The 25,080-nt window shown below is 45.3% G+C and carries 26 protein-coding genes, 1 pseudogene and 1 riboswitch; of the genes and pseudogenes, 8 read left to right on the plus strand and 19 right to left on the minus strand.

The genetic code is table 11. From position 1 onward, the window contains the following. Both L3Q72_RS07435 and L3Q72_RS07440 read left to right on the plus strand, forming a co-directional pair. The gene (locus L3Q72_RS07435) at window positions 1-1,140 is read left to right on the plus strand and encodes an ABC transporter permease (protein ID WP_275132014.1); all 1,140 of its coding nucleotides are present in this window, start codon (window positions 1-3) and stop codon (window positions 1,138-1,140) included. 1 nt (window position 1,141) lies between these two features. After that, window positions 1,142-2,287, plus strand: a complete 1,146-nt coding sequence (locus L3Q72_RS07440) for an ABC transporter permease (RefSeq protein ID WP_275132015.1) — start codon at window positions 1,142-1,144, stop codon at window positions 2,285-2,287. Window positions 2,288-2,367: 80 nt separating this feature from the next. On the opposite strand, the gene L3Q72_RS07445 is transcribed toward L3Q72_RS07440, so the two are convergent. Continuing rightward, window positions 2,368-3,108, minus strand: a complete 741-nt coding sequence (locus L3Q72_RS07445) for a chromosome partitioning protein ParA (protein ID WP_275132016.1) — start codon at window positions 3,106-3,108, stop codon at window positions 2,368-2,370. Between the two features lie 21 nt (window positions 3,109-3,129). Beyond that, complete coding sequence (locus tag L3Q72_RS07450) at window positions 3,130-3,288, minus strand: hypothetical protein (RefSeq protein WP_275132017.1); 159 nt, start codon at window positions 3,286-3,288, stop codon at window positions 3,130-3,132. Window positions 3,289-3,598: 310 nt separating this feature from the next. Then, a riboswitch (glycine riboswitch) is annotated at window positions 3,599-3,697 on the plus strand. 120 nt (window positions 3,698-3,817) lie between these two features. Between L3Q72_RS07450 and L3Q72_RS07455 the strand changes: the two genes are divergently transcribed. Beyond that, entirely contained in the window at window positions 3,818-5,194 is a 1,377-nt protein-coding gene (locus L3Q72_RS07455; protein WP_275132018.1) for a sodium:alanine symporter family protein, read from the plus strand. Between the two features lie 46 nt (window positions 5,195-5,240). Here L3Q72_RS07455 and L3Q72_RS07460 read toward each other — a convergent pair whose 3' ends face one another. Together L3Q72_RS07460 and L3Q72_RS07465 are read right to left on the minus strand one after the other, a co-directional pair. Next, window positions 5,241-5,540 carry a hypothetical protein gene (locus L3Q72_RS07460; protein ID WP_275132019.1) on the minus strand — a complete coding sequence of 100 codons (300 nt, stop codon included), beginning with the start codon at window positions 5,538-5,540 and terminating at the stop codon, window positions 5,241-5,243. A 74-nt stretch (window positions 5,541-5,614) separates the two neighbouring features. Next, a complete protein-coding gene (locus L3Q72_RS07465; RefSeq protein ID WP_275132020.1) occupies window positions 5,615-6,262 on the minus strand; it encodes a LysE family translocator in 648 nt (215 codons plus the stop codon). Between the two features lie 120 nt (window positions 6,263-6,382). Between L3Q72_RS07465 and L3Q72_RS07470 the strand changes: the two genes are divergently transcribed. Then, window positions 6,383-7,867: a carboxypeptidase M32 gene (locus L3Q72_RS07470; protein WP_275132021.1), complete on the plus strand. Its 1,485-nt coding sequence runs from the start codon at window positions 6,383-6,385 to the stop codon at window positions 7,865-7,867. A 317-nt stretch (window positions 7,868-8,184) separates the two neighbouring features. Next, on the plus strand, window positions 8,185-9,864 hold the full coding sequence (locus tag L3Q72_RS07475) for a transporter substrate-binding domain-containing protein (RefSeq protein WP_275132022.1): 1,680 nt from the start codon (window positions 8,185-8,187) through the stop codon (window positions 9,862-9,864). 56 nt (window positions 9,865-9,920) lie between these two features. Here the strand turns inward: L3Q72_RS07475 and L3Q72_RS07480 are convergent, their stop codons facing one another. The 8 genes from L3Q72_RS07480 to L3Q72_RS07515 all read right to left on the minus strand — a co-directional run bounded on the left by L3Q72_RS07480 (window position 9,921) and on the right by L3Q72_RS07515 (window position 16,829). Next, the gene (locus L3Q72_RS07480) at window positions 9,921-10,748 is read right to left on the minus strand and encodes an SDR family oxidoreductase (protein ID WP_275132023.1); all 828 of its coding nucleotides are present in this window, start codon (window positions 10,746-10,748) and stop codon (window positions 9,921-9,923) included. 12 nt (window positions 10,749-10,760) lie between these two features. Further along, entirely contained in the window at window positions 10,761-11,633 is an 873-nt protein-coding gene (locus L3Q72_RS07485; protein WP_275132024.1) for an alpha/beta hydrolase, read from the minus strand. A gap of 178 nt (window positions 11,634-11,811) precedes the next feature. After that, window positions 11,812-12,462, minus strand: a complete 651-nt coding sequence (locus L3Q72_RS07490; protein WP_275132025.1) for an NAD(P)H-binding protein — start codon at window positions 12,460-12,462, stop codon at window positions 11,812-11,814. Between the two features lie 10 nt (window positions 12,463-12,472). Continuing rightward, window positions 12,473-13,582 carry a metallophosphoesterase gene (locus L3Q72_RS07495; RefSeq protein WP_275132026.1) on the minus strand — a complete coding sequence of 370 codons (1,110 nt, stop codon included), beginning with the start codon at window positions 13,580-13,582 and terminating at the stop codon, window positions 12,473-12,475. A 62-nt stretch (window positions 13,583-13,644) separates the two neighbouring features. Further along, the gene (locus L3Q72_RS07500) at window positions 13,645-14,781 is read right to left on the minus strand and encodes an MBL fold metallo-hydrolase (protein WP_275132027.1); all 1,137 of its coding nucleotides are present in this window, start codon (window positions 14,779-14,781) and stop codon (window positions 13,645-13,647) included. A gap of 46 nt (window positions 14,782-14,827) precedes the next feature. Continuing rightward, on the minus strand, window positions 14,828-15,208 hold the full coding sequence (locus L3Q72_RS07505) for a DUF5329 domain-containing protein (protein WP_275132028.1): 381 nt from the start codon (window positions 15,206-15,208) through the stop codon (window positions 14,828-14,830). A gap of 168 nt (window positions 15,209-15,376) precedes the next feature. Next, the gene (locus L3Q72_RS07510) at window positions 15,377-15,853 is read right to left on the minus strand and encodes an SRPBCC domain-containing protein (RefSeq protein WP_275132029.1); all 477 of its coding nucleotides are present in this window, start codon (window positions 15,851-15,853) and stop codon (window positions 15,377-15,379) included. Window positions 15,854-15,932: 79 nt separating this feature from the next. Then, window positions 15,933-16,829, minus strand: coding sequence for an alpha/beta hydrolase (locus tag L3Q72_RS07515; protein ID WP_275132030.1), 897 nt, complete (start codon window positions 16,827-16,829; stop codon window positions 15,933-15,935). A 229-nt stretch (window positions 16,830-17,058) separates the two neighbouring features. On the opposite strand from L3Q72_RS07515, the gene L3Q72_RS07520 reads away from it, so the two are divergent. Continuing rightward, entirely contained in the window at window positions 17,059-17,676 is a 618-nt protein-coding gene (locus L3Q72_RS07520) for a TetR/AcrR family transcriptional regulator (protein WP_275132031.1), read from the plus strand. A 48-nt stretch (window positions 17,677-17,724) separates the two neighbouring features. Here L3Q72_RS07520 and L3Q72_RS07525 read toward each other — a convergent pair whose 3' ends face one another. The 3 genes from L3Q72_RS07525 to L3Q72_RS07535 form a co-directional block, all read right to left on the minus strand. After that, window positions 17,725-18,663, minus strand: coding sequence for a helix-turn-helix domain-containing protein (locus tag L3Q72_RS07525; RefSeq protein WP_275132032.1), 939 nt, complete (start codon window positions 18,661-18,663; stop codon window positions 17,725-17,727). A gap of 1 nt (window position 18,664) precedes the next feature. Beyond that, a complete protein-coding gene (locus L3Q72_RS07530) occupies window positions 18,665-19,144 on the minus strand; it encodes an SRPBCC domain-containing protein (protein ID WP_275132033.1) in 480 nt (159 codons plus the stop codon). A 67-nt stretch (window positions 19,145-19,211) separates the two neighbouring features. Then, on the minus strand, window positions 19,212-20,048 hold the full coding sequence (locus tag L3Q72_RS07535; protein WP_275132034.1) for an SDR family oxidoreductase: 837 nt from the start codon (window positions 20,046-20,048) through the stop codon (window positions 19,212-19,214). 251 nt (window positions 20,049-20,299) lie between these two features. Between L3Q72_RS07535 and L3Q72_RS07540 the strand changes: the two genes are divergently transcribed. Next, window positions 20,300-21,202, plus strand: a complete 903-nt coding sequence (locus L3Q72_RS07540; protein WP_275132035.1) for an alpha/beta hydrolase — start codon at window positions 20,300-20,302, stop codon at window positions 21,200-21,202. A gap of 102 nt (window positions 21,203-21,304) precedes the next feature. Then, a pseudogene (locus L3Q72_RS07545) lies at window positions 21,305-21,562 on the plus strand (carboxypeptidase M32); the annotation flags it as partial. A 54-nt stretch (window positions 21,563-21,616) separates the two neighbouring features. Here L3Q72_RS07545 and L3Q72_RS07550 read toward each other — a convergent pair. From L3Q72_RS07550 to istA, 4 genes are read right to left on the minus strand one after another with little or no spacing between them, the layout of a single operon-like run. Next, window positions 21,617-22,564 (minus strand): KTSC domain-containing protein, encoded by a 948-nt coding sequence (locus L3Q72_RS07550; RefSeq protein WP_275132036.1) that lies wholly within the window; start codon window positions 22,562-22,564, stop codon window positions 21,617-21,619. A gap of 13 nt (window positions 22,565-22,577) precedes the next feature. Next, entirely contained in the window at window positions 22,578-22,754 is a 177-nt protein-coding gene (locus tag L3Q72_RS07555) for a hypothetical protein (RefSeq protein ID WP_275130852.1), read from the minus strand. Continuing rightward, a complete protein-coding gene (gene istB / locus L3Q72_RS07560) occupies window positions 22,754-23,512 on the minus strand; it encodes an IS21-like element helper ATPase IstB (protein ID WP_275130851.1) in 759 nt (252 codons plus the stop codon). The genes L3Q72_RS07555 and istB overlap by 1 nt, the downstream gene beginning before the upstream one ends. Continuing rightward, complete coding sequence (gene istA, locus L3Q72_RS07565) at window positions 23,502-24,998, minus strand: IS21 family transposase (RefSeq protein ID WP_275130850.1); 1,497 nt, start codon at window positions 24,996-24,998, stop codon at window positions 23,502-23,504. The genes istB and istA overlap by 11 nt, the downstream gene beginning before the upstream one ends. Window positions 24,999-25,080 lie beyond the last annotated feature (82 nt).

Below are 25,080 nucleotides of genomic sequence, written 5' to 3' on the forward strand. Positions count from 1 at the left end.
ATGAGTAACACTAAGTTATCTCAACTGCATGTGCTCAGACATGACAAATGGCTGATCGCTTGTCTGACAGTGATCCCTTTGCTGTTAACTCTGATGATATGGTGGATTTTTTCCCAGAGCATCGTCAGGGATCTGCCCTTTGGTGTCGTCGCTGAATCAGACAGCCGCCTGTCACGTATGCTGGTCAGAGAGCTGGATGCGACCTCAACGCTGTCGGTTGATTATTCTTTTCAGAGCAAAGAGCAGGCAAAAGAAGCGTTACGTCGTAACGAGATTTACGGATATGCCGTGATACCCTACCGGTTTGAAAAAGACATCTATCTGGGCAAACAGCCGGATATTTCTGTCTTTTATAACAGCCAGTATATTCTTGTTGGCCGCCTGATAAGCTCGGCGGTCTCTTCTACCATTGGCACCTTTAATGCTCAGGTTGGAGCAGTCAGCAATCTCTCTTCCGGAAACCGGACCATGCAGAGTGCCCTTGCCCGCTCGGTGACCATCCGGAATCAGATTACGCCGCTGTTTAACCGTAATACCAACTACAGCCAGTTTCTGGTTGGTGCTATTATTCCGGCCATCTGGCAGATTATGATGGTGGTATCCGCCGTATTAATCCTTGCTGCCAACCACAGAGTGTATGGATTAAAAGGTATGCTCAGTGCCGGTACGGTGAGATCAATGCTAAGCATTGGCTCATTTTACCTGCCGCTGTTTATGCTTCAGGGCGCGGGCTTTCTGTTTCTGTTTTATCATGTGCTGGGCTGGCCGATGCACGGTAGTTATCAGGCACTGCTCTTTGCTCAACTGGTCACCGTTTTTGCCTGTCTGGTCATGGGCGCGTTTTTCTACCTGCTAACACTTGATGCCGCCAGAGCGATGAGCTTTGCCGGTGCGTTTACCGCGCCAAGTTTTGCTTTTATGGGTGTGACCTTCCCGGTTTCTGATATGGGAGCACTGGCGCAGTGGTGGCGCAGCCTTCTGCCTGTCAGCCACTATATCGAAGCTCAGATTGCGCAATCTAGTTACGGGGTAACTAACTGGTCAACAATAGAGTCGCTGTCACCGGTACTTTATTACTTTATCCCTTTCCTGCTTCTGCCTGTTCTGGCTAAGAAGCACCTGGCAAAGCAGGAGGCCTGATATGTCGTTAGTTAAACTAGTCGCAAACGAACTGAAATCCATTTTTAGCAACCCGGTTATTCTTCTGACTATTTTTGCCGGCGTGATTTTTTACTCACTGCTCTACCCGCTTCCCTATTCTCATCAGACGCCAAGGGAGCAGGAAGTGACCGTGGTTAATTTGGATAACAGCCAGGTAAGCAGGCAACTGGAGCGCATGGTAGATGCGACACCTCAGGTAAAAATCGTTAACCGCAGTTACTCAATCGAAGAAGCCAAAGATCGCTTTTTAAACGGAGAAGTAAAAGGAATCTTCGTCATCCCGCGCCACTTTTATAAAGATCTGTTACTTGGCCGGGCCCCGACTGTCTCCTATGCCGGTGACGCCTCTTTCTTTTTGGTGTACGGCACCATTGTTGAAGGGCTGGCAACCGCAACCGGCACGCTTTCAGCTCAGGCGCGGGTTAGCCGTTTAGTGATGGAGGGAGAGCCAATCTCAGCCGCATCCAAACACTACAATCCGGTTTCCAGCAATCTTAAGCCGACCTTTAACCCAACCGTCGGTTATGTTGATTATGTCGTGCCGGCCGTGTTTGTTCTTATCCTGCAACAAACCTTAATTATGGGCGTGGGACTGCTTGGAGGAACTCAGAAATATGGCCTCGGATACTGGCGAAACATCTCCTCGCTGAAACTGGTACTGGTGAGAAGTCTTATTTTTGTTGCCATCTATTACGTAATGTCTATGTATTACATGGGAATGAGCTTCGACTTTTATAACATCTCCCGCTTAGCTAAACCTCAGGATGTGTTACTACTTCTTGCGCCATTTTTGCTTACCAGTTCGCTTATCGGCGTTACCCTTGGCGCAATACTGCCAAGAAGAGAGCTGGTTACTGTCGTTGTTCTGGTAAGTTCCATGCCGCTGATTTTCTCTGCCGGATTTATTTGGCCGGTAGAAAGTCTGCCAGTGGCGATGGTTTATCTTTCTAACCTGTTTCCGTGTACGCCCGCCATTCAAAGCTTCCTGATGGTGAATCAGATGGGAGCAGAAATGAGCGAAATTACCCCTCAGATAAAACTCATGCTTGGTCAACTGGTTGTCTGGGGAGGTATTGCCCTGCTTTGCTACAGCCGCACCCAAAACCAGATTGAGCCAGTTGAATAGCGTCGTAGCAATTTATTTTTTTAGACATAGAAAAAGGCACATACAAGGATGTGCCTTTTGAAGCAATAGTTTTTACATTGTCACAAACCTACCGAATCCGCAATTTGCTGAATCTCTCTGAGATCCATTTTATGCACTTCAATCATCTGATCGATTTGGGAAAGGCGGGAATTAGTCTCATCCTGCTTATCACAAGCGTCTGCTGAAGCGTCCCAAGATTTTCCGTCCAGATAGATATCACACTCTTTTTTAAAGCGCTCCAGTTTAGGTGCCAGCTTTTCCCTCTCTTCTCTGAGCTTTTGCAGCTCCTGTTTTACCTTATACTCTTTCTGGAACAGCTCCCGGGAGCGTTCGATAACCAGAGTCTGCATATCATTTTGTTTAGCTAACCTTGCCTCATCACCTTCTTTTTCCTTTAGCAAAGCTTTGAGCTCACTGACCTGGCTATCAAGGTCTAAGTTCACCTTTTCCAGTATTTCTACCATGGATCTGGATTTGGCTAATTCTTCTTCATGGGTTGCTTTGAGGTCGAGAATTTCCTGCTGCAGGCGTTCTTCAACTTCTTTATCAATCTCAGCTTCTTTCTCTTCTACTTTGACAATAACCTGAGTCTTATCCTTTTCCATCTGCAAGATATGCGCTTCCAGATGCCCATAAGCCGTTTCCCACTTTGCTTTAGTCAACACTGAACCGGCCAGCCCGCCAATGGCTAAGCCCAGTATGGCCGAAAGCCCGATGTATAAAAGTGTGTGCTTATCGCGCTCTTCAATAACGACAACATCATCATCATCACTATTCAGAGACTTATTCTCTTTACTCACGTATCACTCCAGGTAACTGCTTTAACGAAGTAACTCACTCACAACAACGATTGCGGTATAAATACTCAAACCGACAATAGCTGTGATAACAACAAGCCGTTGCACTTTTTCATTTGTGCCGTATTTAAACATAAATACCGCAAGTGCTATTAACCCTATTATCGTTATCAATCGATTCATGGTTCCTCCTTGTTACCCTATTTATAGCATTTAAATCCGAAAGTTACGCGCAGTAATCAGCAAATATTTCCTCATCAGTTCATTATTTGCTCACAAGATAAAAACAGGGGTGACAAAGCGTAAGATTTTATGTAGGATTCGCGCTACGAAATAGCTGTAAGTAACTTACTTTCAGTTAATTCTTTCGATGAAGACTACAGGAGAAGGTGTTTTGCGCTTAGTTCTTAACCAGAACGAAAGACAAAATATCGCCGAAGAAGTAAATCTTTCAGGTTCGGTAATTTTAAGGATTATCGTGAGGACTGTAGTTGGAGAAGCCTCTGGAGAGAGCCGTTAAATCGGCCGCCGAAGGAGCAAGTCCGGTGATAAACCGGGTGAAACTCTCAGGCAAAAGGACAGAGGAGTGGAAAGCATACCCTATGTTTCTCTGACATAGCTTTGCGCGATCTTTCGCGTTTTGTGGTCATTTTTCTTCAATTGACCGCCCTTTCCCTCTTCTCCTTATTTGTTATTTTTTTAAGGGGAAATCATGAACGATATTCAATCTTTACTTCAAACCATCGACAGCTTTGTCTGGGGTCCACCACTTCTTATTCTGCTTGTTGGTACGGGTGTATATTTCACTTTCAGCCTTGGGCTACTACAGTTTCGTCACCTGCCAACCGCGCTGAAGTTTGTATTTACCAAGTCGTCCAACGGCAAAACTCAGGGTGATGTATCAAGCTTTGCTGCGCTTTGTACTGCACTGTCTGCAACCATAGGTACTGGTAACATTGTTGGCGTTGCAACAGCAATTAAGCTTGGTGGTCCGGGCGCGCTGTTTTGGATGTGGCTTGCTGCTCTGTTCGGCATGGCAACCAAATACGCTGAGTGTCTGCTGGCGGTTAAATACCGTAAAGTTGATGACAAAGGCCAGATGGTTGGCGGCCCGATGTACTACCTTCAGTATGGTGTTGGTTCCAGAGCGCTTGCGATCATGTTCGCTATTTTTGCTCTTGGTGTAGCGTGTTTTGGTATCGGTACTTTCCCGCAGGTTAACGCAATTCTTGATGCTTCCGAGCTTTCATTTGGCGTTTCACGCAATACTTCGGCAGTGATCCTTACTCTTCTGGTTGCTTTCGTAACTATCGGTGGTATTCAGTCTATCGCAAAAGTAGCGGGTAAAGTGGTTCCTGCAATGGCGGTATTTTATGTACTGGCTTGTGCAAGCGTACTTATTTCAAACGCTGACCAGCTGCTTGCTGCAATTGAACTGGTTGTTGTATCTGCATTTACTTCTACAGCAGCAACAGGTGGCTTCCTGGGTGCGAGCATTATGCTTGCGATTCAATCTGGTATCGCTCGTGGCGTATTCTCAAATGAATCTGGTCTTGGTAGCGCGCCGATGGCAGCTGCTGCAGCTAAAACGGACTCATGTGTGCGTCAGGGCCTGATCTCTATGACGGGTACCTTCTTCGATACTATCATCATCTGTACTATGACGGGTCTGGCTCTTATCCTGACCGGCGCATGGCAGAGCGATTTCGCCGGTGCTGCAATGACCACTCACGCATTTCAGGTTGGCCTTAACTCAGAAACCTTTGGTCCGATGCTGGTAACAATCGGTCTGATGTTTTTCGCGTTTACCACAATTCTTGGCTGGAACTACTACGGTGAGCGTTGTGTTGTTTTCCTTCTGGGTACAAAAGCCGTTCTGCCATACAAGGTAATTTTCCTTGTACTAGTTGCTTCGGGCGCATTCCTGCACCTGGATATGATCTGGATTATCGCGGATATTGTGAACGGCCTGATGGCAATTCCAAACCTGATTGGTTTGATTGCACTTCGCCAGGTTGTGATAGAAGAAACTAAGCAGTTCTTCAGCGGATATAACAGTGATGAGCATGAACTGGCTGCTCAGAACTAATTAACTTTGTATAAACGAAAAGGTGCCTTCATGTGGGCACCTTTTTTTATTCTTGTTTATAACCCGAAACAGCGGCAATCTGCATTAAAAAACCGGCATCTTTGTTGGCATAAACACTGGCTTGCCTGAGCATCTCAGCTTTCTTTACCGGATCTTTCCAGTCTTGTGTTACCTGCTGGTTCAATTCATCAACTTCAGCATCGGTCAGCTCCTCTGCCCCGGCGTATTCATACCGCTTCAAAAAGGCTACAGCTCTCGCAATTTTTAAAATCTTATGCTGGCGAATATGCCAAAAAATATAGCTTAGAAGAAAAATAGCCGCTATCAGCGCTACATAAACCATCACAACAACTTCTTATTATTTAATGACGATTCTAATAGTAGCCCAGCTTTATGTAGACGGAAAGTAAAAATGTCTCATTAATGAAACTTCACCTGAGGTTCTTCCAGAATCAACTTGACACCGAGGATCACCAAAACTCCGGCAGTAACCCCTTCCATCCACCTAATAAAAGAGGAGTTTGAAATCAGCTGCTTTGCTGAATTGATCGCGCCTGCAATCATGCACTGCCAAACCATGGCGATAACAAAATGGATTCCCGCCAACAGCATAGACTGAGCAAATGGGGAATACTCGGGGTCAATAAACTGAGGCAGAAAAGCAAGATAGAAAACCGCCGTTTTAGGGTTCAGAACATTAGACAGAAAGCCTTCGCGAAGTGAACGCGATGCACTAAATTCCCGAACTTTTTGTGATTCAATCTTCAGTCCTTCACCGCCTTTTAGCATCCCTCTTAAGCCGCTGATACCAAGCCAGATCAGATAAGAGGCACCAATCCATTTCACAAACTGAAACAGCTCTGCCGACTGAAGTAATATGGCAGAGATCCCAATAGCGGAAAAACTGGCGTGCACAAACAACCCAAGGCAGATACCCAAACTGGTTACCACGCCATCTCTGCCCCCAGCTCTGCTGGTGTTTTTTATTACCAGAGCAGTATCCAGGCCCGGAGTTAATGTAAGAATGGTAATGGCGATAAGAAAGGCTTCAAAGTTCAGTATATGCATGGGTTGGTGGTGGTTTAAATCAAACGTTATTCAGTTATATCAAATATCTAAGCTACTTGGTATAAGCAGTTTCTATTGGTAAACTGCGTCCACCTACTATTTAGTCACGGAATATATAAGATGAGCTCATATATAAAACTAAAAGAGCACTTTAAAAAAATCTCGAATTTTAATCACTTGTCAGCGATTTGTGGCTGGGATCAGGCTGCCATGATGCCTTCTGGGGGAGCACAGGCCCGCTCAGAAGCGATGGCCGAACTGCATGTGCTTGTTCATCAGATGAATACCGACCCAAAACTGACAGATCTGTTTTCAAACGCAGAAAGCGAAACCCTGGGTGAGCAAGAGCGTGCCAGCCTGCGAGAAATGAAGAGACAGTGGCAACAGGCAACGGTTGTTCCTGAAAAGCTGGTTGAAGCAAAATCTCTTGCCGGATCTAAGTGTGAACACGCATGGCGCACACAACGCAAAGAAAACGACTGGGAAGGCTTTGCTAAAAACTGGGAAGAGGTGGTAAAACTGTCTCAGGAAGAAGCGCAGATCCGGGCTGAAGCTACCGGTCTTACTCCCTATGACGCAATGCTGGATCTCTATGAACCAGGAGCCAATACCGAGTCGCTGAACAAGCTTTTCTCTGATGTAAAAAGCTGGCTGCCGGGGCTGATTGATCAGGTTATCGAAAAACAAAACACCGAATCTTATATTGCTCCTGAGGGCAAATTCCCTCACACAGAGCAAAAAGCACTTGGTCTGGAAATGATGCAACTGCTTCAGTTCGACTTCAATCATGGCCGCCTTGATGAAAGTGTGCACCCTTTCTGTGGTGGTGTACCGTCAGATGTTCGCCTGACTACCCGTTATGACGAAGATGAGTTTGTACAATCCCTGATGGGCATTGTTCATGAAACCGGTCATGCGCGCTATGAACAGGGCTTGCCAAAGGCGCTGGCAGGACAGCCGGCCGGCGAAGCAAGATCCATGGGCATTCATGAGTCACAATCTCTTTTCTTCGAGATGCAGGTTGGCCGAAGCGATGCCTTTATTGAGCACCTTGCTAAAAAAGCCGGAGCGCACTTCTCGTCAAATAACCCGGAACTGTTTAGCCTGGATAACTTCCAGAAACTCTACACGCGGGTTAAAAAAGATTTTATCCGCGTAGATGCCGATGAGCTCACCTACCCTGCGCACGTCATCCTGCGTTACGAGATCGAACGCGATCTTATCAACGGCAAAATCAGCTACAAAGATGTGCCGGACTTGTGGGATGAAAAAATGAAAGCCTACCTGGGACTGTCAACTAAAGGCAATTACCAGAATGGTTGTATGCAAGATATTCACTGGACGGATTCGGCCTTCGGGTACTTCCCTTCATACACCTTAGGTGCTATGTACGCTGCGCAGTTTATGGCTGCTATGAGGCAAACTGTTGATGTGGATGCTGCTATTCGCAGTGGTGATCTTTCACCTATCTTTAACTGGCTATCTGAGAATATCTGGAGCAAAGGTAGTTTGTTAACAACTGGCGAACTTGTTAAGCAAGCGACTGGAGAACAGCTCAACTCTGCTCATTTTAGAGCTCATCTTGAAAATCGTTATCTTGGGTAGAAATAGGAGCCGGATATAGCTCTTTAGCTGCTATAAGCGATTTTACTAATGCGCTTGAAGGATTAGCTCTACCCGGGGCTTTTCACGTATATCCCAGCGAGATTTATGTCCGATAAATCTCGCTAATTTTTCCCCTACATTCCTAATGCCAGCCGAAAAACTACCGGTTAATAACGCTTTCATTGTAGACCTTATAAGATTAATAAGGGTTATCGTCCTTTAATTTTGCAGTGTCGAAGAGAATAAAAAATGCGGGAAGACACTGGCGATATATCGTACACTTTAAGTGTAGTTCATCATCAACCAGGCAGTACCCCATGGTCTTCTTTCTAAAACAGTTGACTCACTTTTCCCTACTCTTCGTTACCGCTTTGTTGTTATTCTCCATTACCGGTGTGCAAGCGCAGACTTCCAACACTTCTGAGTCGTTAGTATTTTCGGTCCACCAGCCGGAGGGAACCCCCTCTTTTCGCGGGTTATCTCGCGTGTATTCCGAACTTTTTTCCAGAGTTGGGATAAATGCAAAGCTGAAATATGTTCCGGCAGCAAGGTCAACCTCACTGGCACAATCAGGCGCATTGGATGGACAGGCAGGACGTGCAGCAAGCTACAACGGTACCACTAATCAACTCCGGGTCCCCGTTCCGCTGTATTCCCTCAATCTGAGAGCGTATGTACATCGCTCTTCAACGAACCAAAGCCTTGATGGTTGGGAGAGCCTTGCCGGTAAATCACTGAAGGTGGAATATATGCGGGGTGCCTCTCTGCCTAAGAAGCACGTAAGTTCGCTCATTCCTGCTAACAACATAACCACTGTAACCACCATTGAGCAAGGCTTTCGTAAGCTAAAAGCCGGACGTACTGACGTGTTCATCGCCTCGGATTTATCAGCCTGGCCATTTATATCCTCGCCAGAATTTGTCAATGACATCGTACAAGCCGGCCTGATGGAAAGTACCGATTTTTATCCTTACCTGGATGCAAAGCACAAAATGCTGATCCCGGCTCTGGCCCGGGCCATTACCGAAATGAAGCAAGAAGGTCTGATTGAACAGTACATGTACCAGGCGTTCGGATCGAATGTCCTTGTTATCGACAGTTATCATGCAACTTTTCCCTGGACGATGGAATGCCGTAAAGGTTTTTTAGAAAACATAGATCCTAAATTCAACGTTACCTTTCACGAATTAGATACAAAACGCGTTCATAGGGATAAGCATGAGCAACAGGCCGATAAAGCCTGGGACAAAATTGTCGAACAGTCCCCTGATATAGTGGTCACTATGGATGACAACGCGCTGCGGTTGTTAGGGCAACGAATATCCGATGCGGGGATATCTTTGGTATTTATGGGAGTTAACAACGAACCCACTGAGTATTTTAACGACGACTTTCTTCCGTTAAATGTCACGGGGGTGGTTGAGCGCCCTCTCCTCAGAGCGAATGTAAATACTATCTATCAGCTGCTACCGAAGAAGCACAAAAGGATCCTCGTGATGATGGATAATGGCGTAACGACTCAAGCAGTTGCCAATACGCTCTTTGGTGGCCAAAACGAATTTCATATGGGTGATATAGTTGTTGAGCTCTGGACAACCAATACCTTTGAAAAGTGGAAAAATAAAGTTGAACAGCTTTCGAGCGGACATTTTGACGCTCTGATCGTTGGCAGCTATGCCAACCTTGTTGATGAGAGCAATGCCCACGTTCCAGATTCTGTTATATCCCAGTGGACAAATACCCACAGCCAGAAACCAATTTTTTCTTTTACAACAAATGGCGTAGGTAAAAACAAAGCAATCGGAGGGATAGTAATTAGTGGTTACGATCAGGGTGCCGGTGCTGCAGATGCCGTAAATATTATCTTAGAAAGGGGGAAAGCGCCCTATGTTTCACTTCCTAAAAATGGAATATACCTGTTTAGTGAGAGTGAACTGAGCCGTTGGAAAATAAAAATACCCGACAACCTTAAACGCAGAATTCAGCTTGTTGAGTAACGGTGCATTACTATTTCTTAGGCGGTAATGCACCTGTCCTCCTCGGTATCAGAGTGCTATAGACCAAACATCTGCTTTACAGATCTGATGTAATCCTCGTCACTCTGTGATGCCTTAGCATCAAGAAATGCCTGAGCATCATAGCCTGCGGTGTACCTTAGTGTGTCAGTTCCATCTGTCGCAGCCTGATAAATGACTTTAGCCACTTCAATTGGTGGAGCTGCTCGGGATTCATCGGTAGTAATATCCCCTAGAGCAGCCATCATTGCGTTTGCCATTCCCTGATATTCCGGAATAGTCGCATCAATTTGGAAATCAAAAGAGCGACCAGCAAAATCAGTAACAATGGTTCCTGGTTCAACAATTTTTGCCTTACAGCCAATCAACTCCATCTCAAATGCAAGCGACTCAGTGATACCTTCTACTGCGAATTTGGTACCGTGGTACAGAGCGCCATATGGGAAAGTTACTTTGCCCCCAACAGATGAAATATTGATCAGAGTGCCATTTTTGTTCTGCCTGAAGTGCGGCAGAATAGCCTTTGTCACATCAAGTAAGCCAATAACATTGGTGTTGAACTGGCGGACAATATTTTCCCTCGGGAAAGTTTCAAGTGGCCCATACGCGCCGTAACCGGCATTGTTAACCACTACATCGATTTTATCAAAAGCCTCAATCCCAACTTTCACCGCTCTGGCAATAGACTCAAGCTCAGTCACATCAAGGTAGGTTACTAACACATCCTCAAGGTCATAGAGCTCAACTTCATTCTCGGGGTTACGCATTGTAGCTATGACGTTCCAACCTTTCTCATGAAAATACAGCGCCGTGGCGCGACCAATACCGGTACTAGCACCCGTAATTAACACCGTTTGTTTAGACATAACTCTCTCCTTCTACATATATTTGTTAAAAAAGACTGTCAGACGCTCTGGCGAAGTGCCAAGCCAGTCATACGCTGCGGCGCGATTTTTCTCTAAATCCAGCATCAACAACTCCTTCTCTCCACCAAGCAGATTGTAGTACTCATGAACGGCATCCAGGTTAGTCCACGGGTCATTTTCATTCTGGACAACCAGAGTCGGAACTTTGATTTCGCTGACATATTTGAAGAAAGAATCCGACAGATCCGCACCGCCACGTTTCATGTTGTATTTATTGACGCGGTTCGTCAGAAAATTTGGAATCCCCATCGCTTTCATATAATCGAGGTAACGTAGTGGCTGAACAGAAATCAGAGCCTTAATGTTAGGGTAGCTTTGCAGACCGTTTTCCAGGCCGTAAGCAAAAGACGTAGAGCTTGTGCCCATGCAGATGCTCAAAAGACCGATGCTGCTTTCTTTGTATTGCGGGTGGTTAGAAATGTAATCAACGGCAGCAACAACGTCTTTAGCCTCTTCACAACCCCAGGCAATGTATTCACTGGTACCCGTGCCGCTATTGCCGTGATTACGTAAGTCATACATTAAAACTGAATAACCCTGCTCAACAAAGTGCTTTGCCTGACGAAGAAATGAGATATTTTTCTTCATCAGCTTAACCATGCCTTTTCCTTCCGGTGTGTATCCGGCCCGGCTGCACTGTACACCAAAGTGAGACTGAATAATTATCTTGTCAGAGCCGCCATTTATCAGCCATCCTGAAAGCGTTACCCCGTCTTGCGCTTTGAACGTCACATCTTCATATTTCAAACCATACTGATCTGGCGTTTCGAATACGGGGGATTGACCACTTTTGGTCATCATGTCTGTAAGGTATTTGGTTAGCATGGCAGTCTCCTGAAAATACAGTATCGCTATAAGATGGATTCAGTATAAAAAGGAGAAAGATTATTCACGTATACATATTCCGGAAAGATGTATACATATTGAAGTTGTATATTTTTTTGACCGATAACCAAAGATTTTATTACTCGCTCAGCCATCCGCTCCAGGGCAGGCTTTCCTTTTAAAATGCCCGGTTTATAATATCTTTATTCTCCAGAACCTGTTGCCTGGCTCCATGCATTCCCACTTCAAAAATAGCGTTTGCCAGCGTTGTCGATTTAACGCTATAGCTTGAACCCAAACGAGAGATCAGCGGGTATAGAATCCTGTATAAACGATACCAGATGTTTGGCTCATTTCTTGGTGTAACCGGATAGATGTATCCTGGTCTAAATGTATAAAACTCAGGGTGAGCCTTGTTTAAGATGTTTTCGATCTCACCTTTATCTTTTGCAAACATCATTTTTGACGATTCTGAACGATCAGCTCCAGCACCACTTAGCAGGCAGAAGCGAACTTCTTTACCTAAACTAACCAGTTTTTGCGACAGAGCATGCGGATAACCTACCGTAATATCGTGGAAAGTTTGTCTGTCTACTTGCCCTGTATAAACACCAAGACAGTAGAAAACCACATCCGTATCTGTCAGATACTCCTCAACTTGTTCCAGGCTGAAAAAATCCTCAATTACGATTTCATGCAACTTCTTATGACTTATGCCTGACTTCCGTCTGACCAAAGAAACGACCTGTGATACACGCGAGTCGTTCAGGCTCATTTCCAGAACCAATCCGCCAATCATTCCTGTTGCACCGGTTAATAATACTTTCATTGCAGACCTTTTAAGATTTAGGGATAAGATTAATAAGGGTTGCTTCTCCTGTTGTGCTGATTCGCATCGGAGGGCCAAAGGTACCCACTCCCTGGCCGACATAAACCTGAGTACCCTGGTATTGATATAATCCTTTCACGTATTCAAACTGAAACTGTGCAAAGAGCGTAGCAGGGAAAATCTGACCTGCGTGAGTATGCCCACTGACCACAAGATCCGCTCCAGCCATGTTCATATACTTAATTCCAACCGGACTATGGTGCATGACTACAATAGGACGCTCTTTATCGAGGCTCAACGTGGGCATTACACTTTTGATTGTTTCCTCTTTATCTGAGGCATGGAGATCGAGTGTGTCTTCATCAGCGTTAAGGTAATCGAGGCCAACCAACTGGATTCCTTTCAGTTCAACAATATCGTTCTCCAGTACATGCACACCCAGCGCCTTGAGTTTATTTTGAAGTTCCCTGATAGCGACATAGTTATCATGATTGCCAGTGGTAAAATAGACAGGACTCACTGAGATAGAGAGAGGGTCTAAGATATCTGGAGCCAGTCCTTCCATACCGTCTATAAGATCACCATTGATTAGCACCGCGTCTGGTTTCAGCCGGTTAATATCGTCGACAAGGCTTTCCAACCTGGACTTATCACCAAAGGGGCCGAGGTGAATATCCGGGATATGATATAAAGTAACGGGTTGTTTTAGCCCTGCAATTTCAATGTCTAACTCAATGTTTTCATAACTCCGGGCATGGATATAACCATAAAAAGATATCACCAGAGAGAGCACAATAATTGCCGTCGCCGCTACCTTTGAAGTAATTGGCAACAGCTTGCTCGTAGCCAGATAAACAATCAACAGCAACACAACAAAGAACATAAATCCAAGCCACACGTTGCCAAGCTTAAACAGCGATAGCATAACCGGATTTGTCTCCTGCGCAGCAGCACCTGTTCCCCAGATCCCGATAAACGTTAGAGTGCTAAAAGCGATGATGAGCCAACGGGTTTTTGTTAGCCCCAGCATTTTTCCCAGCTTATGAGGCGTATAGAGAGTGCCGGCAATAATAGCCAGTAGAATCACTATATTAAGTGCGATAAATAGTGCCATGCTCATATATGTTCCTCATCCCGGGAGTTATTGGTTTATCTCACTACAACCAGTCTTATTCACTAAATCTAATTGTTAGCTAAATCTAAAATTTTGTCCCACCAGGAGTTATTGTACTTTCCTTTTAATGCCTGACCTTTATTAATCACTACCCGCTCACCTATAACCGGAGTTGCCAGCTCGACCCCCATCTCTTCCGAATACATTCGTATTTTGGTAAGAGGATCTTTCCATGAGTGTGTGCTCAGGCTGAAAGTACTGTTGTGGATCGGAAGCATCACTTGTCCTTTCAGGTCCAGGTGAGCCATAACGGTCTCTTTCGGTCTCATATGAACATCCGGCCAAAGCAGGTTATAAGCGCCATTTTCCATCATTGTGATGTCAAAAGGACCGTACTTGTCACCAATTTGCTTAAAGCCAGAAAAATAGCCGCTGTCGCCGTTAAAAAAAACAGAATGGTTTTCTGTGCGAACTACCCATGACGACCATAGCGCTTCATTTCTGTCTGTTAGCGAGCGTCCGGAAAAATGCTGAGCCGGTGTAGAAATGATCTCAGTGCCAGCGTTAGAAGCCACGCTCCACCATCCTAACTCTGTTATTTTACCTTCAGGTACATCCCAACCTTTCAGAAACCCTGCATTACCCAGCGGAAGATAAAAGTGTGCGGTTTTGTCAGCCAACTCCCTGATACTAGCTTCATCAAGGTGATCAAAATGATTGTGAGAGATGATCACACCGTCTAACGGCGGTAGCGACTTTATATCAATGGGTGGCTGATGGAAGCGTTTAGGTCCGATCCACTGATAAGGCGAAACTCTTTCTGAAAATACCGGATCAAACAACCAAAAACGGCCTTCAAGCGCCATAAGAATGGTGGAATGGCCTAACCGGTAGAGAACAAGGTTTTCGCTCTCGATATCATACTCCAGACCTTCTTTTGTCATCATCGTTACCGGTATTTCAACATCCGGCTCGGCCTCAGGATCACTATCAAACAGTATTGCCCAACCACCGCGAAAGAACTTAGTGAAACTCACTTCATCCATCTTTTTCTCGTTATGGAACTTCCCGTCATGATAATAATCCAGATGACTGTAATCCTTGGCTTCACTACTAACGCACCCGGAAAGCGTTGCAGCCAAAATGAAGCCGCCGGATATCGCTAGCTTTGCTGAAGATTTGAAACTTTTAATATGTGAAGTCATAACCTTTGAATACCTGTTGTGTTCAGTGAATATGAAAATATTCGGCTTAGTTCGAGGCAACACTTACCTGACGGTAGGCCTGCAACTCAGCAGTTAACCAATCACCAGAAGTCTTTACGGCTTCGCCAGGGCACTGAATCGTATAGGGCTTATTGCTATAGGTACTCTTCGTAGCACTTAACTCAATAAAGGTTTCCGTGTCTTTGATACGTTTCTTGAAATAGTCATATTTACGTTGGATATGCGCTACAGCGTCTTGACCGTTGTACGCTTTCCCATTACGTATAAACTGGCACTCTGAACTCTCAACAAAGTGCATTAAGTGCTTAATCTCTCCTTGCAGGCTGGACTCACTCTGTCCATATGCAAAAGGAGTCGCTGCCAGAGCAATAGTGAAAATGGCTCGTGCGGCAATATGCCTTGTCATCTTATCTCTCCTGGGTCATTCAAATATAAAGCTAACTGAATGTCTCTTTTAGTACAGCTGCTCATCCGCGAACAGATTTTTCTTATTGAACGTATTATAACCAGCTCCAAGCAGCATCCACTTATACATTTCACGGAAAAATGTATACATTTTCAGATCGCTTGTTTTCTATTTTGACTGACTCTTTAAGTCCATTACCCGCTGTTTCAGCGCTTTATTGACTTCGGCATAACTCACTTCCATTGGGGTATGATCCCAGAAGAGAACATATGCTCCCTTGTAGTCTTCATGGATAGTGACTTTGGTTCCCTCAGGTACCGGCTCAAGCGCATAGGTGTGATCAAAGGTAATGATTCCCCATGTGCCACCGTATTGGTTCAGCAGTTTCTCAGGGATAACCTGCTTCACCTTCGCCTTGATTTCATATTGCTTGCCACCAGGTTCTCTGAACTGCATAACGACCTTTTCACCTTCCTCAAGTTTTCCCTCGGCAGAAAGAATGACAGGGTTCCACTCTGGGTAGGATGCTGTGTCGGTAAGTACCGCCCATACCTCTTGAGGTGAAGCTTCAATCACGGTTTCGTTATTCACTGATGCACAGCCGACTAAACCTAAAGTAAGCAAACTTATAATCGATTTTTTCATACTGATTTCCCTCTGAAAGGGAGGCTGACTCCAGCCTCATTAACCATTTTGACTAAACTCGTTTCCTGAAACCCTGGGTTTAACCAATATATTTATTAAACCATCCCACAATCGGTGCAGGATTTTTTCCTATCCAGTCATAGGCTGCGGCTCTGTTGTGTGCAGCAGACTTAAGCTTCGGAATATCAAGCCATAGCATCTCTTTTTCCACGGCAAGGTTGTCATAGATATTCTGGACAAAATCCATCTTAGAGAACGGGTCGTTTTTGTTTTGAATAATCATAGTTGGTACCTTGATGCTCTTCGCATCCTCAAGATAGGTACTGTCCATAAAATCAATGCCGGTGCGTTTTTTTATCACTTTGTTGGTACTTTTCTGCAAGAAACCCGGAATACCCATAGCGGAAACAAATGTCGGGTAATCCACCGGCTGAATAGAAACCATGGCTTTAATATTAGTATACTTACTAAGACCGTTTTCCATTGCAAAACCGTAGATTGAGGCGCTGCTACCCATACAGATGCTAAACAGGCCAATTTCGCTGTCCTGGTAGTCCGGGTGAGCATTGATGTAGTCAACGGCCGCGATCAGATCTTTTGCTTCCTCTTTACCCCAGGTTATCCACGGCATAGTGCCTTTCTCACTGTCACCATGGTTTCTCATGTCATACATCAGGACAGAGTAACCTTCGTCCACCAGGTATTTCGCCTGATTCAGAAACTCGATATCCGTTGGGTAGCCTTTTATCATGCCTTTGTCTTTTCGGGTGTAGCCAGAGCGGCAGCACTGGATACCAAAATGAGACTGGATAATGACCTTGTTTTTACTTCCTTTGATCAACCATGCCGAAATCGTTACGCCGTCAGCGGCTTTAAAATTGACATCTTCGTAATCCATTCCCCAGTTTGCCGGGGTATCAAATACCGGTGACTTAGAAGGTTTGATCATGGTATCCGCTAAAATTCTGCCTAACATATTCTGTATCCTGCTTTATTGAACTAAATCTAATTAAACACTCGACCATTCACGCACCTTCTGAAGATGCTTTCCTACATAACAGTAGGCTTGGGTATGGCTTGTTTGGGTCACACCAAAATGTAAACCAGTCGGTGCAATATATCGATAAAGTTTGAAAATGTAAACCCAGTGGTGTATTTTTTGCGTTAGTTTGATTTAGTCGTATCCAAAGTCAGGTTGTAATCCAATGGCAGAGAAAAGAAAAAAGTGTACCGAGTTAAAGCGTGAGGCCATCATTTTCGCAGCAATGTCTGCATTTCAGGAGTTTGGCGTTGAAGCAACCAGCATGAATAAAATTGCGCAGCTTGCTCAGGTATCAAAACGCACCATCTACAACCACTTCGAATCAAAAGAAGAGCTGATTATGTACCTGCTTTCCGATCTCTGGAGCAGTGCCGTAAGTCAGGTTGAAGTGTGCTACGACAGAGATAAGCCTTTGGATGGGCAGCTATATCAGTTGCTGATGGCGGACGTAAATACCACAAGTGATCCATCGTTTATCAATCTGGCTCGTGTTGCTGCGGGGCACTTCTTATTCCATCCGGAAGTGCTTTTGTCGCAAAGACAAAGGTTATCTGAGCAGCAAACACCACTTCTGCAATGGTTAACAGAAGCATCAAACGACCAGAAGCTAAACATAGATGACATACAATATGCTTATACTCAGTTAAATAACATGTTAAGCGGCAGCGCCTTCTGGCCCCAGTTGGTACAACATATGCCAATTTTGAATGAAGCAGAGAAAGATAAATTAGTCAGCGATACGGTGACCATGTTTCTGGCTCTGTATTCGGTGGAAAAGTAGTTCTGGCTGTTTTTCCTAAAATCCCCCTGGTTTCTTTAATATCGGGGATCAGTTGAGCTTTCTATACTCCAGCGGGCTCATGCCGGTTTTAGCTTTAAACAGCTTGCTGAAATGCTGTGGGTACTCGAATCCAAGACCATAAGCGATTTGACTTACCTGCTCATCGGTTGCCAGAAGGTGATTCTTAGCTCTTTCAATCAGGTAGTCCTGAATATATTGCTGAGCATTTCTGCCTGTGGCGTTTTTCAGCATGTCACTGAGATACGAGCCTGACATATGCATGGCTTCACTAAAGTACTTTACGGAAGGCAGCCCCAGCTCAAGAGTCTTTTCGGTGTCAAAGTAATCCTTCAGTAAAGCATCCAATTTGCTGATCAGATCAAGGTTGTGGTTACTGCGAACGTAAAACTGCCGGTCATAGAAACGGGTACAATAATCCAGTATCAGCTCAATATTAGAAACAATAAGCTTTTGCGTATGCTTATCAATATTCTGGTTGTACTCTTCTTCTATCTGATTGACTAAATCGGTCAGGATCCTCTGTTCACGATCTGAAATATGCAGGGCTTCGTGGGTATCGTATGAGAAGTACGAATACTCTTCGATATGTTTAGCCAAACCAGAGCGGCGGATGAGATCCGGATGAAAAAGCAGTGTCCAGCCAGATTCACCTTCCAGTTCACGGGTATTTGAGTATTGCTGAGCCTGACCGGGCTTGGTAAATATCATACTACCCTGATGGAAATCATAGTGATTCCGGCCATAGATAATATCGCCCTTTATTCCAGATTTGAGTGCTACCTGATAAAAATCATAAACATAGGTATGATCACCATAATCATAATCTGTTACTGATTTATCAATCTGAATCAGAGATACAAGCGGGTGCCTCGGTGCAGGCAAACCAAGCGCATCGTGGATCTGAGAAATACTGGAAATATGGATGATTTCTTTCATAGCAGCCTGTGTTTTAGTCAGCTTATGCATATTAGTTTATCTCAGCCACACGATTTTTCAGTGAAACAGCCAGCTTTTTGTATTGTTTCTCCACACCGGAAGGATCCCAGAAGTTAACCCAGGCCCCGGTGTAGTCTTCATGAATAATAACGCGTGTACCATTTTCCACCGGCTCAAGCAGATAGGTATGATCAAAGGTAAGAATACCCCAGTAGCCACCGGACTGATTCAACAATTTGTGAGGAATATAAGATTTTACCTTTGCCGCAATTTTGGCTGACTTCTCTTCTGATTCCTGCACCTGATACGTAATTTTCTCTCCCTGCTCCAGTTTGCCGTCCAGCACGGTAAACACCGGGTTCCATTCCGGATAACGCTCAACGTCAGTCAATACCTGCCAGACTTTACTTGGTGATGCGGGAATGTCGATTTCAGTATGAACAGATTTTGCCCCCAACATGGCACTAAGTGATGCGGTAGCGGTGATAAGTGTGGTTGATAGTAGTGGCATTCAGAGGCTCTCCGGGAGGTTAAAATATAGGTGGTTTACCGCTGTAAACCACCTTTGGGCTAATTTGTTACTGGGGTAGCAGCATTTCCTGCATTTTCTGCAAGAACTCTTCTCGCGGCATAGACAGCTTCATACCAAGCAGCATACTGGCATCTGAACCGACTTCATTATGAATAGGCATATCTTGAGTTGCGCACTGATAGATCGCATCAGCCACATCCTGAGGATCGGCATCTTTGCCACTATGACGCTGCATCTGTGCGGCCAGCTCAGCGAAATGTGCAGCCACTTTTTGAGCCTGCGCCTGAAGCTCTTCATCACCAGCCGCTATGTTGTTATCGGTAGCAGCGTTGAAGTTTGTACCGAACGCGCCAGGTGCTATGGTATGTACTTTGATATTAAACGGAGCCAGTTCCATAGCCAGGCCTTCAGACCAGCCCTGCATGGCGAACTTGCTGGCTGAATAGGTGGTTGTGCATGGCAAACCAATTTCACCGGCCATAGAGGTCACATTGATAATACAACCGGATTTCTGTTTTCTGAAGTATGGCAACACCGTTCTGGCAGTTCGCATCGGGCCATAAACATTGGTATCAAACATAGATTGAATCTGCTCTTCAGTGAACTGCTCAAACATAGCATGTCCGCCAAAGCCTGCGTTATTTACCAGGACATCAATGCTTCCGAAGGTATCGATACCTTTGGCTAGCGCTGCATCTATAGTTTCCTGACTGGTTACATCAAGTTTTGTCACCAGTACATTCTCCAGCTCATTGAGTTCTGTCTCTTTTTCTGGTGAGCGCATGGTCGCAATAACATTCCAGCCATTGCTCTGAAAAGTCTTAACCGCTAAACGACCAAACCCGGAACTGCATCCTGTGATAAGTACAGTTTTATTGCTCATGTTTCACCTCTTAAATTTATAGATATTTTGGTTCGTAACTAAATGTCAATCACTTGGTTAGTGAAGCCATTGTATAGAGGAAGAGCTGCGCCCAACGTATACATATTCCGGAAAGATGTATACATATTGAGATTCCGTGTTCTTTGAATATGTATAAGTATTGCGGGGATATATATACGTGGGATTTCTTCGGCTTAGTTAATCTGTAGGAAAGCAAACAACTTGCTTACAACAAAATTACGAGGCCGAAAATGATTACCGAATTTATGATGACCAAAGTAGTAAAGATGATAGCTCAGGTACCAAGAACCCCGATTTTAAGGCGTCCGGATGAATATGGTATGGATTACGAAGACGTATCATTTCCTGCTTCTGATGGTATTGTTCTTGAGGGCTGGTATATCCCGGCAAAAGAGAAATCCGATAAGATTGTTATCTGTAATCACTTCTCTCCGGGCAACCGTTACGGTTACGCTGGCCATATTAAACCATGGCATAAAGCCGGTGGATTTGAGGTGAATTTTCTTCCTAAATATAAGGCTCTTCATGAAGCGGGATACAATATTCTGGCTTATGATCTGCGTAACCATGGCTTTAGTGCTCCTGCTCAGAATGGTGCGTACAATCCAAAATTTTTCGAATACAAAGATGTTATTGGTTCACTGAACTATGTACGTAGCCGAAAAGAAACCAAAGACATGGAAATTCACTTGCACAGTATGTGTCTGGGTGGAAACGCAACCTTGGTTGCTATGAGAAAGCAGCCGGAAGTCTTTGAGGGCGTAAAATCCATGATGCTGATTCAGCCGATTTCCGGGGATGCGCTGGTAAGGCGTCTATGTAAAAACATGCGTATGACCAAACGTGGCTACAAGGTTTTTGAAGAAAAATACCGTGAAATCTGGGGCTTCAGCATTTCTGATTCATCACCCATCTTAGATGCGCCGTTTGTAAAAGTACCAACTTTCGTAGCGCAAGTTAAGGATGACTCTTTTACCTACTCCGATGATGTGCAGAAGATCTATGAAGCAATTCCGGTAACGGGAAAAGAACTGTTCTGGATTGAGGGAACCACTCAACGGTTCCGTGGCTATACCTATTTTTCTGAAAACCCTGAGCAGATGCTTGACTGGTACAATAAGCATTCCTGTTAACTGAAGTAACTGTTCATGGCTTCTAGATTGTCATGAACAGAACCTCCCAGTTCTTTCATTCAACTGTGAATCGAGATAATAGTGACCATTGTTCACCAGAGGGATGGCGCATTCGGCTATTTCCAGAGCTATACGTTAGGCGCGATGTATGCTGCACAGTTTATGGCCGCAATGAAGAAAACCGTTGATGTGGATGCTACAATTCGCAGTGGTGATCTTTCACCTATCTTTAACTGGCTGTCTGAGAATATCTGGAGTAAAGGTAGTTTGCTGACTACAGATGAGTTAGTTAAAGCGGCGACAGGTGAGACTTTGAATGCTGAGTACTTCCAGGCTCATTTGAGAAATCGTTATCTATAATCCGTAGCTCCAAGATGAGCAGCAATTTGCAGTTCATCTTGGAGAAGAAAATAGTTAAACACCTTCAATTATTTTCTTATATTTATATTTGTTCCGTATTTTCGAATATAAGTAACCACCAATTGAATCAGCGAACATCAGCTCTTTGTACACCGCCTCTGGTACCTGATAATAGCGATAAACACTTTCATTACTTAAAAATTCGACTTCCAGTATTTCAGATTCTTTCAGGTACCCGACTGACTTGATCGAAGACGACTGAATTTCTTCTCTGGCTAAAGGAAGAGGTTCCAAATTATCTAAAATACTTTTTACAGAGGAAATAATTCTTGGACCACTTCTATTTCCCTTTAAATAAGACTCTACAAAGTTATGATGCCAAAAATCAGGATCATCATGACTATTAGTGTAATTACCTAGCAGTGTTGCTGGATAAACAGTCCGAACCAAAACCATAATTCTATCGTTAGTCAAAGTAACATAGTCGGTAATTAACTTATGGTCATCAACTTTTTTGATCCAATTCCCAACATAACTGGCAGGTGTGGCAACAGATACAATGCCTAACGAATGAAAATCTTCTTGCTTATAACCTTTGGAAGATTGTCCAGAATATATCTCACTCCAAGCGTAATTTGCATAGAAGTTTCCCTGTGAGTGCGCCACCACAAGGACTCGATTACATGAATCTATAGACTTTCGGTATTCTTTAACATGTATTGCTAAATCACTATCCAGAACGCTTCCATAGGCGTTGATTGCGATATCTTTGACTGCATCTTGAAACCAGTCAGGAGCTACTTCAATTCCACTCAAATAATGGAAGAATTTGCCCCAAGTATCGCTTCGTTTATGATAATAAACTTCTACAAGTTGTGGGTACCATGCTTCATTACTGTTAAGGGACAAATGGAAATCGATTTTGTGCTCTGGAATTGTTAACGCCGGTGAAGAACCGCGACTATTTGCCGCAGTTTTTTGAGGACAGATCGCGACCTTCACTGGCGCTGTAGATTTAGAACGTCAGATCATCGTTAAAGCTATCCGTTTCCTGTGATGTTGCTTCCCGGTACATTTCCTCTATATCCTGACCATAGATTTGCCAGATAACTTCTCTCAGCTCGCCAAGGAACTGGTAAACGGTGTCCGCTTCTTCCGCAGACCAGTATATGGTCACCGCTATTCTTCTCATCAGTTTTTCCCCCGCCTGGTTGGTTTACGTTTTTCTGCCTGCTCTTTGGCTTCTTTGATCCGGTAGGACTCGCCTTCGATAGTGAGGATCTCGCTGTGATGTACGAGCCGATCGACAAGTGAGACAACACAAGCTGAGTTGGGGAAGACTTCGTTCCATTCACTGAAGACCCGGTTGGTCGTGATCACCGTTGAGCGTTGCTCGTAACGGCGGTTGACGATCTCGAACAGTAAGTCAGCATGACGATTTGAGTAAGAGAGATAACCGATTTCATCTATCACCAACAGGTCGGGTTGAGCATAGTGTTTAAGTCTGCGCCGCAAAGCGTTATCGCCATCCTGTGCTGCCAGGTCGCTGAGCATATTAGCCGCTGTGATAAACAGGGCTGTATGCCCTTCAATCACCGCCTGATGGGCCAGATTCTGCGCGATAGTGGATTTGCCAACCCCGTTACTGCCTATTAGGATCACGTTACTGGCTTCAGCGAAGAAGGTCAGTTGCATGAGTTCATGGATAGTCTGTTGATCAATGTGCTGTGGCCAGTCCCAGTCGAACTCTGCCAGTGGTTTGAAGTGTCCCAGTTTGGCGCTTCGCAACCGACGCTCTAATGAGCGCTGCTGACGTTCAGTAAGCTCCCAGTTGAACCAGACGCTCAGCCATTGCTGTTGCTCTTCTGTCAACTCAGCCCAATGCGCTTGCAGGCCATAGAGTCTGAGCATGTTAGCCTGTACTTTCAGGATTTCTTTATCACTGCTCATCGTCTGACTCCCGGGTATTGAGTTGATCGTAATCGGCGAGGCTGGCTAACTTGATCTGATATCCCTGCGCCTGCAGGGGCAAGTTCATGGGAACAGGCGGTGGTAACTGATGCTGCTCCCGGCGTTGTTCGAGAATTTGCTGAACCCCACCCGGGTACGGTACCTGTTTAGTCAGCGCCATATTGACCGCCAGATTAAATGCCTCACAGCCATAGTCATCCAGCAAGGCGATAAGTGCCTTAACCGTCCCTCTCAGGGTATGTCCCCGGCTAACGGCCTGCTCCAGTAAGGTATCGATATTGGAGCAGGCCTGGCGCAGACGATGCTGCCCTCGATGTTGCCTGGCCTTCGCCTTGTGTGCCACCAGAGCGTCAATGTGAGCGCTATCTTCAATTTGCTCGCCCTGGCTAAAACTGCGCCGGTGTTCGGCAACACAGCATTCACCATCGGAGATCCGTACCCGGGTCAGACTGGCATAAAGGGTTAACGGCTTTTGCACCAACGTATGCGGGATCGAGTAGTCATTGCGGTCGAAGCGCAGGTAAGGTGTTTTGCCAGAGCGTAATGCCTTTCGCTCATCCGTGTTAAACGGCGTATCTGGTAAGGGAAGCAGCAGTGGCCGCTCTTCGTTGAAGGCTTCCAGCACGGTCATGTCCCGGTTTTCCGGACATGTACGTTCCATGCTTTGGTGCTGACACCAGTGCGCCGCCTGAGCGTTTAGGTCTTCCAGATCACGCCACTGGCGACCGGCGAAGAAGTTATCCCGGATATAGCGGATCGCCCGCTCTACCCGACCTTTTTCATTTCCTCTGGCGACTGCGACGGGGCGAGGTTCGAAGTGATAATGTGCAGCCAGAGCCAGTAAGGTAGGGTGATATCGAATGGCATTACCCTGGCGCTCTAATACCGCTGAGCGTAAATTGTCATACAAAAGAACTCTGGGAAGGCCGCCCCAGGTGTTGAAGGCTGCGACATGCCCACGCAGGAAGCTCTCCATTTGCTGGTTTAAGTAAAAGCGCAGGAAGATTGCACGCGAGAAGCTCAGCACCATCACGAACGCCATCAGGGGACGTTTGGCTTTGCCCACCTCAATGTAACCGAAATGCCCCCAGTCAACCTGACCCTGCTCAGCTGGCAGGGTCCTTAATCGCAGGTAGGCTTCGGGGGCCGGTTTAGGGCGAAGCTGAGCAATATGATGACGGAACTGGCTGGGTTTACCGGGGTAACCACGCTGACGAACCATCTCATACAACCGTGCAGCGGTGAGCTTAGGGAAGTCGTTGAGAGTTTTAAGGATAAAGGGTAAATAGGGGTCAATCAGCAGTGGACGACTGGTGCGCCGGGCTTTAGGTATCCCTGCTTGCGACAACACCCGGTCAACCACACTGTGATGCACGTTCAGTTCACTGGCAATGGTGCCGACACGCCATTTCTCGACGTGATAATAACGCAATATTTTTGCTTCAAGGGCTTGGTCTATCGTCATGAGTGGCCTCCTGTGAGGTGATAAACCCTGACAGCAGCGGACTCATGTCTGCTGCGCGAGCGGTGAAACCGTCCCGTAGTCA

Source organism: Vibrio sp. JC009 (assembly GCF_029016485.1).
Lineage (GTDB): Bacteria > Pseudomonadota > Gammaproteobacteria > Enterobacterales > Vibrionaceae > Vibrio.

Coding starts and splice junctions, on each gene's coding strand:
- L3Q72_RS07505 (WP_275132028.1), bottom strand. CDS start 15,208: ATGACAAGGCATATTGCCGCACGAGCCATTTTCACTATTGCTCTGGCA.
- L3Q72_RS07535 (WP_275132034.1), bottom strand. CDS start 20,048: ATGAGCAATAAAACTGTACTTATCACAGGATGCAGTTCCGGGTTTGGT.
- L3Q72_RS07540 (WP_275132035.1), top strand. CDS start 20,300: ATGATTACCGAATTTATGATGACCAAAGTAGTAAAGATGATAGCTCAG.
- L3Q72_RS07435 (WP_275132014.1), top strand. CDS start 1: ATGAGTAACACTAAGTTATCTCAACTGCATGTGCTCAGACATGACAAA.
- L3Q72_RS07480 (WP_275132023.1), bottom strand. CDS start 10,748: ATGTCTAAACAAACGGTGTTAATTACGGGTGCTAGTACCGGTATTGGT.
- L3Q72_RS07520 (WP_275132031.1), top strand. CDS start 17,059: ATGGCAGAGAAAAGAAAAAAGTGTACCGAGTTAAAGCGTGAGGCCATC.
- L3Q72_RS07555 (WP_275130852.1), bottom strand. CDS start 22,754: ATGAGAAGAATAGCGGTGACCATATACTGGTCTGCGGAAGAAGCGGAC.
- L3Q72_RS07475 (WP_275132022.1), top strand. CDS start 8,185: ATGGTCTTCTTTCTAAAACAGTTGACTCACTTTTCCCTACTCTTCGTT.
- L3Q72_RS07515 (WP_275132030.1), bottom strand. CDS start 16,829: ATGTTAGGCAGAATTTTAGCGGATACCATGATCAAACCTTCTAAGTCA.
- L3Q72_RS07490 (WP_275132025.1), bottom strand. CDS start 12,462: ATGAAAGTATTATTAACCGGTGCAACAGGAATGATTGGCGGATTGGTT.
- L3Q72_RS07500 (WP_275132027.1), bottom strand. CDS start 14,781: ATGACTTCACATATTAAAAGTTTCAAATCTTCAGCAAAGCTAGCGATA.
- L3Q72_RS07450 (WP_275132017.1), bottom strand. CDS start 3,288: ATGAATCGATTGATAACGATAATAGGGTTAATAGCACTTGCGGTATTT.
- istB (WP_275130851.1), bottom strand. CDS start 23,512: ATGAGCAGTGATAAAGAAATCCTGAAAGTACAGGCTAACATGCTCAGA.
- L3Q72_RS07470 (WP_275132021.1), top strand. CDS start 6,383: ATGAGCTCATATATAAAACTAAAAGAGCACTTTAAAAAAATCTCGAAT.
- istA (WP_275130850.1), bottom strand. CDS start 24,998: ATGACGATAGACCAAGCCCTTGAAGCAAAAATATTGCGTTATTATCAC.
- L3Q72_RS07495 (WP_275132026.1), bottom strand. CDS start 13,582: ATGAGCATGGCACTATTTATCGCACTTAATATAGTGATTCTACTGGCT.
- L3Q72_RS07485 (WP_275132024.1), bottom strand. CDS start 11,633: ATGCTAACCAAATACCTTACAGACATGATGACCAAAAGTGGTCAATCC.
- L3Q72_RS07530 (WP_275132033.1), bottom strand. CDS start 19,144: ATGCCACTACTATCAACCACACTTATCACCGCTACCGCATCACTTAGT.
- L3Q72_RS07525 (WP_275132032.1), bottom strand. CDS start 18,663: ATGCATAAGCTGACTAAAACACAGGCTGCTATGAAAGAAATCATCCAT.
- L3Q72_RS07465 (WP_275132020.1), bottom strand. CDS start 6,262: ATGCATATACTGAACTTTGAAGCCTTTCTTATCGCCATTACCATTCTT.
- L3Q72_RS07440 (WP_275132015.1), top strand. CDS start 1,142: ATGTCGTTAGTTAAACTAGTCGCAAACGAACTGAAATCCATTTTTAGC.
- L3Q72_RS07510 (WP_275132029.1), bottom strand. CDS start 15,853: ATGAAAAAATCGATTATAAGTTTGCTTACTTTAGGTTTAGTCGGCTGT.
- L3Q72_RS07455 (WP_275132018.1), top strand. CDS start 3,818: ATGAACGATATTCAATCTTTACTTCAAACCATCGACAGCTTTGTCTGG.